Origin of the sequence: Paenibacillus sp. LjRoot56, from assembly GCF_964253335.1 — a bacterium.
Lineage (GTDB): Bacteria > Bacillota > Bacilli > Paenibacillales > NBRC-103111 > Paenibacillus_E > Paenibacillus_E allorhizoplanae.
In genome coordinates, this window is record NZ_CAXURV020000003.1 from 497,251 (window position 1) to 514,265 (window position 17,015).

The window sequence follows — 17,015 nt, forward strand, 5'->3', positions numbered from 1 at the left end:
CCTCCTAGTGTCCTACTGGTACATCTCCTTTGACAGGCGCTTTACCAACTTCTAGTTTAGCATTTCCCATCAATAAAATGAACGCGAGACCTAGTATAGCTAAAACAATCGTAGTTTGGAAAACAACGGCAATCGAATCCGCCAACGCGGTTAAGAGCTTATGCAATACCTCTTGGGGTATATTCGCTCTCACTTCGGGTTGGAGCAGCATCCGCGCATCATGGAACTTCTCCGCCATAGCTGGGTCATTCAACGATTTGGTGATGTTGTCTTTCAAAGCATTTACTTGAATACTCCCGAATATCGCTACCCCAATGGCAGAACCAACGGAACGGAAGAAAGCAACCAAGGATGTTACCGTACCCCGGCGACGGAAATCAACTTTATGAAGTGCAGACATCGACGTGATCGGGAAACAAGCGCCGATACCTAGTCCGAGAATAATCATGTAGGTTGTGATAACCCATCTCTCCGAATCAATGGAGATACCGCCAAGTAGCGATGTCGCCAACAGAAGAAGAGCGACGGATACAAGAAGCACATTCCGATAGGAGAATTTACCGATGAAGCGACCACCTAGTGCACTACTCACGACGACACCAAGCATCATAGGAGTCAATGTCGATCCAGCCGATGTCGCTGAACCTTCGAATACGCCTTGGATAAATAATGGAATGTACGTCCCTGCGGAAATGAGAACCGCTCCATAAGCAAAGCTAACTCCCATACTGGACGTAAATAACCGATTTTTGAATAAATCTAGAGGTACAATAGGCTCTGCAGCGTTTTTCTCAATAAGAATAAACCCTGCTAACAGTACGACGAACCCTGCAAATAAACCAATAATTTGCATCGAACCCCAAGCGTATTCTTTCCCGCCAAACTCCAATGCGAACATGAGTGTAACGATAGCTGCCGTTAGTACAACTGTACCGCCCCAATCAATCTTAGCCTTACTATGTTCCACGGACTCGTGATAAGAGAAAATAATCATAATCAGAGAAATAATACCTAGAGGTAAATTGATAAAGAAAATCCATTCCCACGTCACATGATCTGTGAAGTAAGCCCCAATAATAGGACCAAGCACACTGGATAATCCGAAAACTGCGCCGAATAAGCCCTGCATTTTACCCCTTTTCTCAGGAGGAAAAATGTCAAAAATAATAGCAAAAGTAATCGGCATCAACGCTCCGCCGCCAATACCTTGTATCGCACGGTAGATGATCAGCTGTGTCATCGATGTTGCTGTTCCACATAACGCAGATCCAATCATAAAGACAACGATACCGATAATGAAAAATAGTTTGCGACCATACATATCCGAAAGTTTACCGAAGATAGGCATTGCTGCCACATTGGCAATCAGATAGGCCGAGAATACCCAAACAAATTGGCTAAATCCGCCTAGCTTAGATACAATCGTTGGCATCGCAGTTGATACGATCGTTTGATCTAGAGAAGCCAACAAGAGTCCAAGCATCAGGGCTACAACCGTCACGGTCGGATTTGATTTACGTGATAAAGACATACGTGGAGTCTCCTTAATCGTTATGTTTTATATTACATAAATTATTATATTCAAATTTGAGTAATTTGAAAAGATAAATTTCAGTTATCCGCTTTGCTTTCATACCTCGGTAGCTTGCGCTCTAAGACCCGCTGTTATCCCGCCTTGTTGCCTAGTTAGCACTTCCTATCATATAATAAAGTCAGAAAAGGTTTTTATGTCCTTTACAATTTCGATAAATTTTATTTGTACCTTTGATCTTACATCTAACTTGCAGGAGGTAATCTGATGAATATGAACCAGTTAGAAACCCTGCTCACGATTTCTAAGACGATGAGCTTTCGTAAAGCTGGTGAAATTCTAAACTTGACCCAACCTGCCGTTTCCGCGCAAATAAAAAGTCTTGAGGATGAATTCGGTACGATTCTCATTGATCGTAATCAGCCTGTTACTTTAACAGATAGTGGAAAGCTTTTCTTGGAGCATGCGGAAAAAATATTACGGATCACCAGTGACCTGAAACAGCGTCTTTCCGATCTGAGTCAAACCCCTCAAGGTCATATCCATATTGGCACAACGACTTCCATTGCCATGCAGATCTTGCCGAGGGTTCTTTCCTATTTCCAGGATCAATTTCCGCTGATTAAAACGACCATTCATTCCATGACCTCTTCTCAGATCATGACATCCGTGGAAAACGGTCATATCGATATTGGGATCACGTATTTATTTGAGAAGAATCCAGCTTTGGAGACTTCCGTGCTTTACTATGATAATTTTGAACTCATCGTCTCCACGCACCATCCGCTTAGTCGTTTCACACATTTATCTATCGAGAAGCTTAGAAATATTCCGTTTATCATGCTTTCTCCAGAAACTGCAGGTCGACGTTTCGTCGATCAAATCTTCAAATCCTATGATGTCTCGCCTCATATTGTCATGGAGTTGTCTAGCAGTGAGGAAGTGAAGCGCATGGTCGAGTTAAATCTAGGTGTTGCGATCATATCCAAAATGTCTGTTGCTGATGAACTGCGCCATGGCTCATTGAAGATGGTAAAAGTGAACGAACTGGATATTACCCATCCGGTAGGCGTAGTATATAAGTCAGGAAGATACTTGAATTCTGCTATGCAACAATTTCTACGCGATCTCAAAGGAATGCCTGAAACACAATTTATTGGTTCAGAATAGCTTACTTTTTAGGAGGGCTTGCTGTGAAATTCGATCTACATACGCATCATGAGCGATGCGGACATGCGCAAGATACCATACGTGACTATATTGAGGCAGCCATTGCAGCTGGCCTTCAAGTAATTGGCATCTCCGATCACTCCCCATACTTTGGAAGCTCGGAAGATCGTGCACAACCTGCCATCGCCATGGCAAAAAGCGAATTTCCCCGCTATATAGAGGAAGTACTACACCTCAAACAAGCGTATGCAGGCAAAATTAATGTACTCTTAGGTGTGGAGTCTGATTATTTCCCAGAGCACGTGGAGATTTATAAGCAAGAATATGCAAAGTATCCATTCGATTACATCATTGGCTCCGTTCATCTATCCGGAGGTGTGAGCATCTTCAATCGTAACAGATGGAAGAAGTTGAACGAAGCTGAGCACGTTGAGCACAAGGAAGAGTATTATCGCCTGATTGCTGATTCCGCTCGATCGGGAATGTTCCAAATTCTTGGACATATCGATGCGATGAAAGGCTTCTACCCTGCCTTTTCCGATATCGCGACACCAAAGGTGGATGAGACTTTGAAAATCATCGGAGAATCCGGCGTTGCGATTGAGATTAATACGTCAGGCAAAACGAAAGATGTTGGCGGCTGGTACCCCTCCCATGAGATTCTAGAGCGTGCGCTACATTATGGCGTTGAGGTTACTTTCGGTTCTGACGCCCATGTCCCTAGCCGCGTTGCTGATGATTGGGAAGAAGTTCAGAAAACTTTGAAGGAAATTGGTTTCCATCATTGGGTCTATTTCGAAAATAAACAGAAGCAAATTGTCGCTCTGTAGCGAACTTTTTCTTTTTCCAAATACCAAAGAGGTGCCCTAGTGAAGGGCACCTCTTTGGTATTTATTTATTATATATCATAATTATGAACAGACTTTGCTCCTAAGAATGCCAATTTTTCATGCAGCTCTTCTTTCAAAATCGCTTGCAACTGTGCGGGTTTCATCGGCTTATAAAAATAATAACCTTGGATGTGATGGCATCCATTCGCCACTAAGAAGTCCGCCTGTTCTTCCGTCTCTACTCCCTCTGCAATCATTTGCAGCTGAAAAGCATTCGCCACAGAAATGATAGCTTTGATCATAGCACGATCCTTGTCATCAGTCTGAATACCGCGAACAAAGGACTGGTCCAGTTTAATCTTCGTGACCGGGAACCTTTTCAAATAGCTTAAGGATGAATAATGCGTACCGAAATCATCCACGGAAATAGAGATTCCTAATTGGCGAAGTCTATTCAGAACACCCATCTGCTTGTCCTGCATCGCTACATTTTCCGTGATTTCCATCTCCAAGTATCGCGCTTCAAGCCCGGTCTCTTCCAGAATCGCAATAACCTTATCCACAAAGCGTTCATCATGCAGCTGTTTGACTGAGATATTAACGGAGATCATCAGCTGTTCATCCGTCTGACGATGCCAAGCGTTCATCTGTCTACAAGCGCCGCGGAGCACCCACTCACCAATCGCATCAATAAGTCCTATTTCCTCCGCTACTGGAATAAAATCGGACGGTGAAATGTAGCCTTTCGTCGTATGATTCCAACGTAACAGAGCTTCAACACCTGTAATTGCCCCCTTCATGCAATCTACTTGGGGTTGATATACAATCTCAAGCTCTTTTCGATCCAAGGACTGACGGAGATGATTTTCCATTTCCAACTTAGAAATTGATAACATCTCCATGTGTTGAGTGAAGAAGCTATAGGAGCTGCCACTTTCTTTTTTAGCCATATACATCGCAATATCCGCATTTTTCAGCAGCGCTTCCCACGTTTCACCGCCATATGGATACTGTACAATGCCAATACTCGCATTTATAAAAAAGGAACGATTCGCCAATATACAAGGCGGTTTCAAGACGGCAATAAGTTGTTCGCAGAAAGCTTGAATTTCCCGCTCGCTAGAGCAATTCTCCAGTAAAATTGCAAATTCATCTCCACCAAATCTAGCAAACGTGTGGAAAACCAAATGAGATTGCTGGACGCGTTGAACAACCTTTTGCAGCATATAGTCTCCCATATGATGCCCATGTGAATCGTTGATCATTTTAAAATTATCAAGATCAAAGAAAAGGACGACGAGTGAGGTCCCCCTCACCTGATTGTAAGTAATTTGCTCTTTCAACATCATCTGAAAATGAGCACGGTTATGTATGCCTGTCAGTACATCGTGGTAGGCCATATAGGACAACATTTGCTCCGAATCCTGCATCCGCTTCGTAGACTCCTGTAGTTCCTGCTGTCCTGCAATCAACTCTTCATTGGCCGCTGTCAAGTCTTCATTGGCGATCTGCAGCTCTTGTGTCCGCTCGTTCACAGCTTGACTAAGCCGATCACGTTGTCGAATGATATAGATAATGAAGAATAAGCCTAGAAATAAAACGAGCAGTATAGCGCAGCGGATGATGAGCATTTGATTATTGACCGTTTTTACCGCATTGGCGGGAGAGGTAGCCGCTAGTTCCCATTTCGTATCCTGAAGATCGATCACTGCGATCAAAGGAGACTGAAAGAACGTTGTATTTTCTCCGTAAAATGCTGGGATGCCTGGACTTCGAATGGCCATCCTCGGCTCTTCAGAAGCACCGTCTTTGATCCCCGCTTCAATAAGCAACTTATCCATGTTAATGGCAACAGAAACGAAGCCCCAGAAAACGCCATCTTGAAAAAGAGCTTTACGAGCTACCAAACCTTGCACACCTTGAAGCAACATAAAAGGACCGTCGGTCGTCATTTTTTTCGATTGCAGCGCTTGATAGACTTGAGTCTGTACATTCTCTCGAGGATCATGCAGGAGATCCCAATTGATAATATCTTCATTCCCTTTCGGGGGATACACGAACTTCATAACCCCATGTGGTGCAATGACAACATTGAGGGCAGACGCTTGTGAACCCGCATATAACGCTTCAATATAAGCATGAACCTCTTGTTCACTTTTGTCTTGCAAATAGTCGGCGCTGACAAAGGCCTCTAGACTTACCATCAAATTGAAATTACGATTAATGACGGACTGTAAGGCAACAGCTTTGGCAGATAATTGAGCAGCCTCCGTACTTTGCAGTTCATTCAAAAGCGATTTTTTATAGGTAGTGAGAACCGATTCAGTTGAAGTAAACAGAAGGACAAAAATGAGGGATACGAAGAAATACTGCATTCTGTTCATAGGTCTCTCCTCCCAAATTTGACTTGAAGCAGGAACATTATTCGACATATTTCTCTATTATTTCATCTCCTCTCCCTTACTGGCAATACATTTATTTGCCTCCGGGCTTGTCTATTCCCCCTCTACCAATCCCTTCCAAATCCTTTCTAGCGAATTGGCGTTCCCACACTTCCGTCCTTGATATATAATTAGACTAGATGACCCTGACGAATGGAGACATGAAGATGGACATACATAACATTTCTATGCATCTCATTGATGAGGACACGGACCAGCCCCGCTACCAGTTCGATGAAGAAGCACTGCAAGAATTAATGAAAAGCATTGGGGAAATTGGCTTACTCTCTCCGATCAAAGTGCGTACAACCGCCAACAACCGATATAAGATCATTTATGGAAATCGCAGATATAAAGCTACCAAAATGCTCGGGCTTCCAACCATTTCATGTATCGTATCCACGGTAACGGATGAGATGGAAATCTATCTAGAGCAGATTGCTGAAAATCTAACACGAGAAGGCTTCTCTCCCATTGAGGAAGCCGAAGCCTTCCATAAGCTTATGCATGATGCGAAATTTAGCTCATCTATTAAATATCTTTCTGGCAAGCTTGGCAAACCTGAAACGTATATCAAAAACAAGTGTGAGCTGCTTAAGTTTGGGAATTCCGTAAAGAAGCTCATCGTAGGCGGCACGGAGATTCGCAAAGACAAGCTTACTGAGGATCAAATATTGCCTCTGAAGGATCTGCCAATGGAGCATCGTGATCCACTAGCTTTAATCATGGCACGTGATGAAATGCCAGTCAGTGATGTGAAGAAAATTGCCAAGATGTTTAAGGATAAAGACATCTCTGACCGAATCAAGGGGCAGCTGCTCTATAAATCAGGACCTGAATTAATCGAAACCTGGTCTACCTTCCAGAACAATCGAGCTGAACGAGCGAAGCCAGTCGCAGCCAAGGCACCTGCTAAAGCTGAAAAGATTAAAGTTGAGGTTCAAGAAGTTGTAGTATCTGCGCAGGGGAAAGAAGTTAACAATGTGGAGCTATCCGTTGAAGCTAAGCTTGCTGTACCGCAAGCTGCTGATACAACTGGAACTGCTGCTGCCGGATCGCTTTTACAAGCTAGACTACAGCAATTACTTCAAACGATTCCCGATCCACCTACTTCTAGCGAGTTGCAGCAGGAGCAAGTTGGTATGAATGAGCAACAAAGAGAACAGTTCTCCCAAGACGTCTCGACGTTAGTGCAACAGTTGGAGAAGCAATTGGAAGCTTGGAGAACGGTTCAAAGCTTAGCAGTCTCTCGTTAAAATTAACCTACACCGCATGTGATTCGTGTTATTCCTAATAAGGAAAGCACGGGGTGCATGCGGTGTTTTTATTGCTCGTTCAAATCGGTAGGCGAGCCAAATTAACGAAGGTTGACTACTCATTTTTTCACTTCCATACTACCATACAAGTATGGTAGTATAAGTTTAAGCTTCATTTTGCAAAGGAGATCCGCATGGATTACTTCAAAAAACCTCTGATTAGTTCGACCCGAGATGCTGTTTACCACACACTAAAGGCTCAAATACTGAGCTTAAGCCTGCTTCCAGGTGCTACCATTTCGGAGAAAGAAATGTCGGTAAGCTTCAATGTTAGTCGGACACCTGTTCGGGAAAGCTTCGTGCAATTAGCACAGGAGGGCTTGCTGGATATTTATCCGCAACGCGGTACGGTTGTCTCTCGCATTGATCTGGAACTGGTGGATGAAGCTCGCTTCATTCGCGAACATCTGGAAAGCGCCGTCATTCGCTTGGCCTGTCACTCTTTTCCGGAAGAGTCCCTGCGCTTGCTTCAAATGAATTTAGCCTCACAGAAAGTGTGTATGGATGAACAAGACTTCAAGAAAATGTTTGAGCTTGATGAGGAGTTTCATCGGACGATTTTTGAAGGATGCAAGAAAATGAACACCTGGGCAGTCATTGGGCAAATTAATGTGCATTTGAACCGTACACGTATGCTCCGCTTAGCGACTGATCATCACTGGGATGAGCTCTATGCGCAGCATGGGCAGATTGTGGAGGCCATCAAAGAGCAACAGCCCGATAAGGCAGAGCGATTAGTACGCGCGCATCTTCAAGTTGGCATCTCCGATCAGGCATTACTGAAAGAGAAGTTCCCTACTTATTTCAAATAGGTTGATTACATGGGAGGCGAGTGTGCAACTATGAAAATGGTATTCCGTTGGTTTGGAGAGGGCAACGATACGGTCACTCTTAAGCAAATTAAACAAATTCCCGGTGTTGAAGGTATCGTCTGGGCCCTGCATGATGTACCTGCCGGTGAAGAATGGCCGATGGCTAAGATTCAGAAAATCAAAGCCGAGGCTGATCGTGCTGGGCTGCATATGCAGGTCGTGGAGAGCGTCAACATTCATGAGGATATTAAATTAGGACTGCCAAGTCGCGATACGTATATCGCTAATTATAAGAAAACGATCGCCACGTTAGCGCAAGTTGGTGTCAAAGTCATTTGCTACAATTTCATGCCTGTGTTCGATTGGGTACGGACAGATTTACATAAGGAGCTGGAAGACGGCTCGACGGCACTATTTTATGAAAAAAGTAAAATTGCCAACCTCGACCTTGCTGAGCATGTGGGACGGATTAATGCCAACCCTGATTTCAGTATGCCAGGCTGGGAGCCCGAACGACTTGCTCATTTAACGGAGCTATTCGACGCCTATAAGGATGTCACCGAGGAGCACCTCTGGGCAAACCTCAAGTACTTCTTGGATGAAGTTATTCCCGTGGCCGCAGAGCACGGCATTCGAATGGCGATTCACCCGGATGATCCGCCTTGGTCCGTCTTTGGATTGCCAAGATTGATGACGAGCCAAGCGAACATTCGCCGTTTCTTAGCCTTGCATGACAGCCCGTATAACGGGCTTACGATGTGCAGTGGTTCACTCGGTGCGAACCCGAGCAATGATATTGTCTCGATCGTGCATGAGTTCGCGGATCGGATTCCTTTTGCCCATCTGCGGAATGTTCGCTTGTATGAGAATGGTGATTTCATCGAAACCTCTCATCGCACGCAAGATGGCACGGTTGATATGTCAGGCATTGTGCAGGCGCTGCATGCGAATAATTACGAAGGATTTTGCCGTCCGGATCATGGTCGACATATTTGGGATGAACGTTGCAGACCTGGATACGGGCTTTACGATCGTGCATTAGGGATCATGTATTTATGGGGACTTTGGGACATGCTGTGTCGCCAAAGCGCTACTTTACAAGAAGGAGCTGTCACTGCATATGAGCGGATTAACTAATTTCCCTTCCCTGCAAGGGAAGGTCGTTGTGATTACTGGAGGCGCTGGCGTATTATGCCGCGTGATGGCATTAGAATTAGCTAGACAAGGTGCACGCATTGCCATTCTGAATCGTACGCATGAGAAAGGGGTAGCCGTTGTTCATGAAATTCAGGCTGCTGGTGGCGTGGCGATTGCTGTTGCTTGCGATGTTACCGTAACTGAAAGTGTAGAGCAAGCTGCGGCATCCGTGACTGAATTACTGGGTACCTGTGATATTCTCATCAATGGTGCGGGTGGTAATCATGCCAGCGCGAATACGACGAATGAAATTTTCAAAATGGAAGATGTGGCGAATCCGGATGTGCAATCCTTTTATGATCTAAGCATCACTGGATTCCGCAACGTGCTGGATCTTAATTTCGTGGGCACCTTAATTCCAACGCAAGTGTTCACTAAGCATATGCATGGCAAAGCAGGTGCAACCGTGATCAATATCTCATCCATGAGCGCACCTTCGCCCATGACGAAAGTTCCTGCATACAGCGCAGCCAAAGCGGCTATCGATAACTTTACGAAATGGCTAGCTGTTCATTTGGCAGAAAGCGGCATTCGTGTGAATGCCATTGCACCTGGGTTCTTTTTGACAGAGCAGAATGCCAAATTGTTAATGAAAGAGGATGGCAGTCTGACGGACCGCTCTCATAAAATCATTGCTCATACCCCGATGCGCCGCTTCGGCAAGCCGGAGGATTTACTAGGCACGTTGCTGTGGCTGGCTGATTCCGATATGTCCCGCTTCGTTACGGGCACAACGATCCCTGTGGATGGCGGGTTCATGGCTTATTCAGGCGTTTAGATTTAGTTATTGTAGTAATCCGAGCCTTTTTCTTTTATACTCATTTTAATAAGGTAGACGGAGTGAAGCACACGCCGTTTCATTGCATAACGCTCAATATGAGCTATGCGGTGGAACGGTTTTTGTTTGTTTATGGACGATTAACTGGAGGCTGAGAGAATGTCATTTGAGCAAAAATATAACGAATGGATACAGGCGATGATCGTGCACGCTGGAAATAATACTGGGACTGTAAATCATACTGTAAATCATCGAAGGCTTGAATTGTTAGAGAAAGGATTAGGCCACGGAACCATTGCGTTTTTACGTTACATTTGGTTTCCTGTCATCGGTAATTTCAATCATTTATACCCTGAGTGGGAGGTACGTGATTTCAATAATGGCTACCGGTATCTGGATCTTGCCTATATGCCTGGAGGTGCAAAAGGCGGTATCGAGATCCAGGGATTTGGATCGCATGCAAGAGATCTTGATGTTAGAAGATTTAAAGATTTATGTATGCGGCATAGCTTACTAACCCTTGATGGATGGACTTTTATGCCAATTGCTTATTTGTCCATCCAAGAAGATCCGAAGCAATGCCAACAGCTTATCCTGTCATTCGTCGGAAAATTCCTTTCAGCTGATGTGTCAGCTGGCTTGGATTGGGCAGAGTCAGAAGTAGTGCGTTTTGCTCGTCGTTTGCTTCGGCCGTTTACACCGATGGAAATTGCTGAACACCTTCGACTCTCCGATCGCCATACAAGGCGGATTTTGCATCAACTCGTTGAGAAGCAAATCTTAATTGTCGTAGGAGGACGGCAGCGATATCGTACTTATCAGTTGAGGCTTTGATTGTTGGGAGGCGGGACGGCGAGCGGGGCGGCGGCATGCGAGCGGACGGCTAACGGACACAGGAGGCGCTATTTGCTAGAATTCGATGCTCTTGATTCGCTAACGGACACAGCGTACGCTATGGAGTGGGAATCGGGCTAGAATCAGGGGTTTTGGGTAAAATTGCGGCCGTAGTGGCCGTTAGCGTAGGAAAGGGGCTGTGTTTGGTTAATTAACGGCTGTGGTGGCCGTTAGCGTGACTAGCTGCTACTCCTGTGCGCTCGCGTTGATCAGATGTGCTCGCTCCTCTGTTCAGTTGAAGTTGAGATTGTTGGGGGTGGGGACGGCGGGATGCGGGCTGGCGGCTAACGGACACAGCAGACGCTATTTGCTAAAATTCGATGCTTCTGATTCGCTAACGGACACAGCGTACGCTATGGAGTGGGAATCGGGCTAGAATCAGAGGTTTTGGGCGAAATAGCGGCCGTAGTGGCCGTTAGCGTAGGAAGGGGGGCTGTGTTTAGTAATTAACGGCTGTGGTGGCCGTTAGCGTGACTGGCTGCTACTCCTGTGCGTTCGCGCTGATCAGATGTGCTCGCTCCTCTGTTCAGTTGATGCTACGCTCCTCCTAACCGTAGCTCGCTCTGCCTCACCACAGCAACCATTCCTCACTCTCCCCATATTGCCCAATACAAAAAAACCTTAAGTCTATCCTCATCCCTCCCCCTTGCTTACAAGAGGTTTATGATGAGTGTCTACTTAAGGTACTACTTAAGGTACAATTTCAGGGATCATTCATCTCCGCTTATCCTTCATCCGGAATACAAACGATAATGCGTTCTATTTCTGCTGCGATCTCGCCAATCTGATCCTCATAATTCTCATTCTGGAGAATTGTTGTTTGGAGCTTCACTGCTCCCGCATGCAGCGCTTCTGCCGATAGGCTGCCTGCTACACCGATTAGCGTATGCGCAGCTCGTTTGGCAGCGACCCAATCCCCTTCACGGTGATTGATCCGGAGCAGATCTGCGAAGTCACTGTAATTTTTCTTGAACAGCTGCAGCATGACGAGAAGAATACTCTCTTTACCCTCCACTCGGGCCAAAGCTCCCTCCCAGTCTATCGCGGCGATACCTTGGTAATACGGGATCTCTTCTCCGCTAACAGGTTGAGGTTCCTTGAAGTTTCGCTCTCGTTCCTTCTTCTTCTCGGGGTCCATCCATTTGTGAATGACTCGAAACAGCAACTTCACATCCAGCGGTTTGCTTATCACATCGTTCATGCCCACTCGGACGTACGCTTCTTGGTCTTGTTTAACCACGTTAGCTGTAAGCCCGATGACCGGTATTTCGCGGAATTTTGGGTTCAAACGCAGAAGTTTGGTCGCCTCTACACCATCCATAACTGGCATATGAATATCCATGAGGATCAAGGCAAATTCGCCTTTTTCCAGCTTGTCGAGCGCTTCTCGACCATTTGTCGCTAACGTGACTCTGTAGCCCCGCTCCTCGAGCAGCTCCATGGCCACTTGTTGATTAATTTCATTGTCCTCAACGAGTAAAATGTGTCCCCATTCCTCCACTGTAGCAGAAGGATTGGGCATAGATCCTTGCTCAGTCACCCGCGATTCATGTTTAGGATGGAACAAATATTCCAACGTCTGATATAGCTCTAGTCGACTAATCGGTTTAACCAATACGGCATCAGGCCTTATCTCCTCAGGGAGTGTAAGCAGCTCTTCCTTCCCCATAGAGGATGTTAGACAAATTAAGCGCGTTCGATCTCTATGAATTAAAGCAAGGAGTGTATCCCATGTTTCTAGGCCATACATATCATCGCTTTCCATATCCAAGATGAGACAATGGAATTCATCTGCCCCTTCTTCTTTCCCGCTTAGCCTTTTGAACAATGAATCCCAAGAAGGAACCGTTGTTACGATGAGTGCAAATGATTCTAAAGTTTCCTGTAAGCTGTTTCGCATAAGAGGATGATCCTCAACAACCAGCACGCGATAAGGCTCATTCCCCTCGCCAATATCCCACTCATCAGGATCGTCCTGCTCTATGATTTGAAAAGGTAACCCAAATGTGAAACGGCTTCCGTTTCCAAGGATACTTTCTGCTTGGAGCACACCGCCCATTAGGGTGATCAAGTGTTGGCTGATCGGCAGTCCCAAACCAGTTCCTCCGTACTCACGGCTCGTTGATCCATCAGCCTGAGAGAAAGGCTCAAAAATGTAAGAAAGCCGATCAGCTGAAATACCAATCCCCGAGTCTTCGACGCTAAATCGCAGCAGCATTTCCTCACTGGATGTCTGTGGCACCAGCTCAATGTGAAGCATCACATAACCTGCACGTGTAAATTTAATGGCATTGCTGCAAAGGTTCAGTAAAACTTGCTTCAACCGAAGTGGATCTCCGAGAAGTCGTCTGGGCAGCTCAGCAGGCGTGCTGAAAATAAGCTCTATGGGTTGGCTCTTCGATAGTACGCTGCAAATACTGGAAAGCTCCTTCAACAGCTCGTCCAGATTAAAGCTCGTTCGTTCCACCTCTAATTTACCTGCTTCAACTTTGGAAAAATCCAACACATCATTAATAATACCTAACAACGTATGCGAAGAAGAGGTAATATTGGTCAAGTAATCCTTCTGATGCTCGGAGAGCGGTGTCTTCCCTAACAGTTGAGATAGACCGATAATCCCATTCAAAGGCGTTCGAATTTCATGACTCATTTTGGCAATAAAATGACTCTTCGCTTGATTGGCTTGATCAGCCGCATGGCGCATAGAGGCTTCAGTAAAATCGTGAATCGTACCCACAATTCCTTTCACTTCACCAGAGGCATGATGATAGGCTGAAAGTGTTACCCGATAGTCTCTTCTTGGCCCATCCGACGAAGGAATCGCGATTTCGAATCTCACATTATCACCACTCGTTAGCACTTCTTGAAAGTGCTGCTCCCAAAGCTCCTGCTCGGATACGGGTAAAAAAGCAGTCATTGGAAGACCCAGCATGTCCTCAGCTCTGGTTTGTGTTAGATGACAGGCCGCTTGATTCACTGACGTAATTTCGCCTTCCGTTGTGAAACCCAGAATGCCCTCCTGCGAGTTCTCTACGAGAATCCGATTCCGCTCTTCACTTTCCTGAATCCGACGTTCTGCCAGACTCTTCTCCGTAACATCCGTCGCCGAGCCTATGACTTCAACCACCTCTGTGCCATCGAAAACAGGCTGTAATGTCGTGAAAATGATTTTTCCACGCACATCCATTTCATAGGCGACTTGATTTCCTCGGTAGGCTTCTTCATATTTGGATTGCAAGAATTGCGCAACTTCCATGGAAGAATACGGAACCGTCTGGACACTCCTATTAATATAGTCATCTGGTTTAAGACCAAGCTGATGTAATAATTGACCCTCAATGATCGTATATACCAAGGAATTCTGTACTTTTTTGAGCTTAAAAGTAAGACCTGGTTGGAAACGCAGAATATCAGAAAGCTCCTGCTGAATCTGCCGTACTTGCCTTTTAAGTTCTTCAGAGCGTAAGAAATAGCCAATAAGTCCTGCAACGAACATGCCCGCTCCTAAATGCAAAAGTAAATTCGGAATGACAAGCTCAATAGCAGGAAGCTTATAAATAAGCACCATATCAACGAATAACACGCTGACAGGACATAATGCGAGCAGCATCCATTTCTTCCAATAGTCTCGGATGTAATAATGAATAAGCACACAACCCACATAAATAATGAAGCCTAGCAGCGATACGCGAAACAAAACCTCTGGATCGATCATCGTCCGGCCAATAATAATGACTGCCGTCGTAATAAAACCAGAAAGGCCTCCACCAATGAAGGTAGACATCAGAATTGCAATCGCTTTCAAATCTAGGATATGCCGTTCGCTCACGTGGACCCCAGTATAAGCAAGCATAACTCCGAAAAGTCCGTGTGTTATGCCTGCCCATATCTGAAATTTCCATTGGGCTGCTTTTTGTAATTTGGGGGAGTAAAAAATTTGAATCGAAATAAAAACAAATACGGCAACAAGCGAGAAATTGTTCAATAAGTCTCTCAACATCGTACTCACCCCATCGGATTACAAACTCGTCCATCTACATCTATTATAGATGTCGAATTATGTAAGGTCTATACGGTTTCATAATCTACGTGTTTAATGGCAGAGAAGACTAAATCAATCAACTCTGCACGAGCATTATGGATGAAGCCTAATGACGTTTGCTGTAAATTTTCGATGGAGATACAGGAGGTCAGCATGATTTTACTTGAGAACACATACATCGATAACTCGTAAGCAGAAGTTACACTTTTGATAACCTCGCTAATGTTCGTTCTTTTATAAGACTCTGGAAGCTCCATGGCATACATCAAATAAAGCGGTTCCTGTCTCGTTTGTGTCATCTGGAACATTTCTTTATACGAATTACTTACATGTGAACGCCATAGAAAACCAAATTTATAATTCGAATCTTCCTCCCACTCTTTCTCAAACTGAGCTGTTAACTCGACAAACTGTTGCCGATAATAGTGGATTAAATTCATGAATGCCCCTCGCAATTCCTTTAGAAGTTCTTACAATACTTAGATGATACCTAGTAATTGTTGTAAAACTTCTATCTAGACTTTTAGGCAAGCATGTTTTTTACTCATACTTCGCTAATGAATCTGGGAGGGGAATTAACGCTTCTGCAAAGCAACCCACATCGACTTATTACGAAACTCTTCTTCCGATCCCAGCTCTCTGCCGAACCAAGTCGGTGGTACAAACTGCTGAGCAGCTTGCAAATCAGGAAACTCCACCTCAACGACAAGCAGGTCAATTTGTTTATACTCATCGATCTCGTATGTAACCCCATCCGCTTCGAGGGTCGTACGAATCTTCTCTAATGGAATTAATCCTGTGCGCTCTAGAAGCTGCTTATAGATAGGCTCCGTGATGTTGTATTCGACTTCTTCTCGAACCATCCCATGTCCTGACTTGAACGTGTGCGTAAAGTGGGATTCTCCTGAACTGTCCACTAGCTGGCGTACGCGAATTTCTTGATCGTCCGAGAAAGCTAAATACGTCTGATAAATATATTGTTTAGACACTTGCGTCAACTCATTATTCGCTAGTTCAGCCGCAGGAAATGCGGTCAACAAATACTTTCTTTCAATTTCGGCACCCATAATTCGGTTAGCCCCTCTCTATTTGTTCATTGTTCGAAAACGAACCGGTGAAATCTCGTTCCATACTCGAAACATTTTACCAAAATGAAACTCATCTGCAAATCCACAAGCATCGGCGATCGCCTTCATAGGCTCATCGGTTAGTAAAAGCATCGTCTTCGCCTGCTCATTCCGAATCTGATTTAAATACGCTTTGGGCGAGATGCCCACATGCTTCATAAACATTTTGCGTAATTGCGACACGGATATATGGTAGGTTTTCGCCAGCTCTTCCAGCCGAATCGGCTGATGATAGCAGGTCTCCAGCCACAGCTTCGCTTGCTGAAAAGCTTTCATGTAGGGATCACTAGACGTATCCGTATCCTTCATAAATTGGATTAATCGTGATAAAACATATTGGAATTCCGCTTGGCGTTCATGCGGGTCCGTTCCTCTCATTGACCATAAGCGAGTAATCTGTGCTTCTAGCCAATCTGACTGCTCTAATGTGTGCGGTTTATAAAAGGGGATCCGCAGTTCCTCCACAGGAACTGGCTTCAGCCAATTGAGATGCTCATATGGGATATCAAAAGCATCGAAAAGGAGCATCCTAATACATAACGGATTGTCCGTAGACGAAGTCATGTTCAGTTTAAACCCGGGCTTCAAATAAAACAAACTCCCAGCTTGTACATGCAGCGGAACTTCATTCATCTCATGGTGAAATTCCCCTTCGCCACTCCGAATCCAATACAGTGAGTGCACGTCTGTCGTATTTCGAATATCTTTCCAGCCAGGATCGGGTGGCTTCTCATACGAAAGCCGATGATGATAAATACGGTGGTTATTCATTGGTTTTGTTCACCAGCCCTATAGCGATTTTGACAAATAGAGATGAGGTTTATCCATTCAAATTGACTCTTCTTCTATGATACGCTTTACGAAACATACATGAAAG

Annotated in this window: 13 protein-coding genes; 7 read left to right on the forward strand and 6 right to left on the reverse strand. The window is 44.9% G+C overall.

From position 1 onward, the window contains the following. Positions 1-4: 4 nt before the first annotated feature. Positions 5-1,531: an MDR family MFS transporter gene (locus ACSQ8O_RS21215; protein WP_436243255.1), complete on the reverse strand. Its 1,527-nt coding sequence runs from the start codon at positions 1,529-1,531 to the stop codon at positions 5-7. A gap of 267 nt (positions 1,532-1,798) precedes the next feature. On the opposite strand from ACSQ8O_RS21215, the gene ACSQ8O_RS21220 reads away from it, so the two are divergent. Both ACSQ8O_RS21220 and ACSQ8O_RS21225 read left to right on the forward strand, forming a co-directional pair. Next, complete coding sequence (locus tag ACSQ8O_RS21220; RefSeq protein WP_056613689.1) at positions 1,799-2,701, forward strand: LysR family transcriptional regulator; 903 nt, start codon at positions 1,799-1,801, stop codon at positions 2,699-2,701. Between the two features lie 23 nt (positions 2,702-2,724). After that, positions 2,725-3,531, forward strand: coding sequence for a histidinol-phosphatase (locus ACSQ8O_RS21225; protein ID WP_436243256.1), 807 nt, complete (start codon positions 2,725-2,727; stop codon positions 3,529-3,531). Positions 3,532-3,599: 68 nt separating this feature from the next. Here ACSQ8O_RS21225 and ACSQ8O_RS21230 read toward each other — a convergent pair whose 3' ends face one another. After that, a complete protein-coding gene (locus ACSQ8O_RS21230; protein WP_436243257.1) occupies positions 3,600-5,915 on the reverse strand; it encodes a bifunctional diguanylate cyclase/phosphodiesterase in 2,316 nt (771 codons plus the stop codon). Positions 5,916-6,139: 224 nt separating this feature from the next. Between ACSQ8O_RS21230 and ACSQ8O_RS21235 the strand changes: the two genes are divergently transcribed. The 5 genes from ACSQ8O_RS21235 to ACSQ8O_RS21255 all read left to right on the forward strand — a co-directional run bounded on the left by ACSQ8O_RS21235 (position 6,140) and on the right by ACSQ8O_RS21255 (position 10,909). After that, positions 6,140-7,228, forward strand: a complete 1,089-nt coding sequence (locus tag ACSQ8O_RS21235; RefSeq protein ID WP_436243258.1) for a ParB/RepB/Spo0J family partition protein — start codon at positions 6,140-6,142, stop codon at positions 7,226-7,228. A gap of 194 nt (positions 7,229-7,422) precedes the next feature. Further along, complete coding sequence (locus ACSQ8O_RS21240) at positions 7,423-8,100, forward strand: GntR family transcriptional regulator (RefSeq protein WP_436243259.1); 678 nt, start codon at positions 7,423-7,425, stop codon at positions 8,098-8,100. A gap of 30 nt (positions 8,101-8,130) precedes the next feature. After that, on the forward strand, positions 8,131-9,237 hold the full coding sequence (uxuA, locus tag ACSQ8O_RS21245) for a mannonate dehydratase (RefSeq protein WP_436243260.1): 1,107 nt from the start codon (positions 8,131-8,133) through the stop codon (positions 9,235-9,237). Then, positions 9,221-10,075 (forward strand): SDR family oxidoreductase, encoded by an 855-nt coding sequence (locus tag ACSQ8O_RS21250; protein ID WP_436243261.1) that lies wholly within the window; start codon positions 9,221-9,223, stop codon positions 10,073-10,075. The genes uxuA and ACSQ8O_RS21250 overlap by 17 nt, the downstream gene beginning before the upstream one ends. A gap of 159 nt (positions 10,076-10,234) precedes the next feature. Next, positions 10,235-10,909 (forward strand): transcriptional regulator, encoded by a 675-nt coding sequence (locus ACSQ8O_RS21255; protein WP_436243262.1) that lies wholly within the window; start codon positions 10,235-10,237, stop codon positions 10,907-10,909. A gap of 784 nt (positions 10,910-11,693) precedes the next feature. Here ACSQ8O_RS21255 and ACSQ8O_RS21260 read toward each other — a convergent pair. From ACSQ8O_RS21260 to ACSQ8O_RS21275, 4 genes are all read right to left on the reverse strand, one after another. After that, complete coding sequence (locus ACSQ8O_RS21260; protein WP_436243263.1) at positions 11,694-14,969, reverse strand: response regulator; 3,276 nt, start codon at positions 14,967-14,969, stop codon at positions 11,694-11,696. A gap of 68 nt (positions 14,970-15,037) precedes the next feature. Next, positions 15,038-15,451 (reverse strand): hypothetical protein, encoded by a 414-nt coding sequence (locus tag ACSQ8O_RS21265; RefSeq protein WP_436243264.1) that lies wholly within the window; start codon positions 15,449-15,451, stop codon positions 15,038-15,040. 135 nt (positions 15,452-15,586) lie between these two features. Continuing rightward, a complete protein-coding gene (locus ACSQ8O_RS21270; RefSeq protein ID WP_436243265.1) occupies positions 15,587-16,078 on the reverse strand; it encodes a CYTH domain-containing protein in 492 nt (163 codons plus the stop codon). 18 nt (positions 16,079-16,096) lie between these two features. Continuing rightward, complete coding sequence (locus tag ACSQ8O_RS21275) at positions 16,097-16,909, reverse strand: AraC family transcriptional regulator (RefSeq protein ID WP_436243266.1); 813 nt, start codon at positions 16,907-16,909, stop codon at positions 16,097-16,099. Between the last annotated feature and the right edge of the window lie 106 nt (positions 16,910-17,015).

Coding starts and splice junctions, on each gene's coding strand:
- ACSQ8O_RS21250 (WP_436243261.1), top strand. CDS start 9,221: ATGAGCGGATTAACTAATTTCCCTTCCCTGCAAGGGAAGGTCGTTGTG.
- ACSQ8O_RS21220 (WP_056613689.1), top strand. CDS start 1,799: ATGAATATGAACCAGTTAGAAACCCTGCTCACGATTTCTAAGACGATG.
- ACSQ8O_RS21255 (WP_436243262.1), top strand. CDS start 10,235: ATGTCATTTGAGCAAAAATATAACGAATGGATACAGGCGATGATCGTG.
- ACSQ8O_RS21230 (WP_436243257.1), bottom strand. CDS start 5,915: ATGAACAGAATGCAGTATTTCTTCGTATCCCTCATTTTTGTCCTTCTG.
- uxuA (WP_436243260.1), top strand. CDS start 8,131: ATGAAAATGGTATTCCGTTGGTTTGGAGAGGGCAACGATACGGTCACT.
- ACSQ8O_RS21265 (WP_436243264.1), bottom strand. CDS start 15,451: ATGAATTTAATCCACTATTATCGGCAACAGTTTGTCGAGTTAACAGCT.
- ACSQ8O_RS21260 (WP_436243263.1), bottom strand. CDS start 14,969: ATGTTGAGAGACTTATTGAACAATTTCTCGCTTGTTGCCGTATTTGTT.
- ACSQ8O_RS21275 (WP_436243266.1), bottom strand. CDS start 16,909: ATGAATAACCACCGTATTTATCATCATCGGCTTTCGTATGAGAAGCCA.
- ACSQ8O_RS21270 (WP_436243265.1), bottom strand. CDS start 16,078: ATGGGTGCCGAAATTGAAAGAAAGTATTTGTTGACCGCATTTCCTGCG.
- ACSQ8O_RS21215 (WP_436243255.1), bottom strand. CDS start 1,531: ATGTCTTTATCACGTAAATCAAATCCGACCGTGACGGTTGTAGCCCTG.
- ACSQ8O_RS21240 (WP_436243259.1), top strand. CDS start 7,423: ATGGATTACTTCAAAAAACCTCTGATTAGTTCGACCCGAGATGCTGTT.
- ACSQ8O_RS21235 (WP_436243258.1), top strand. CDS start 6,140: ATGGACATACATAACATTTCTATGCATCTCATTGATGAGGACACGGAC.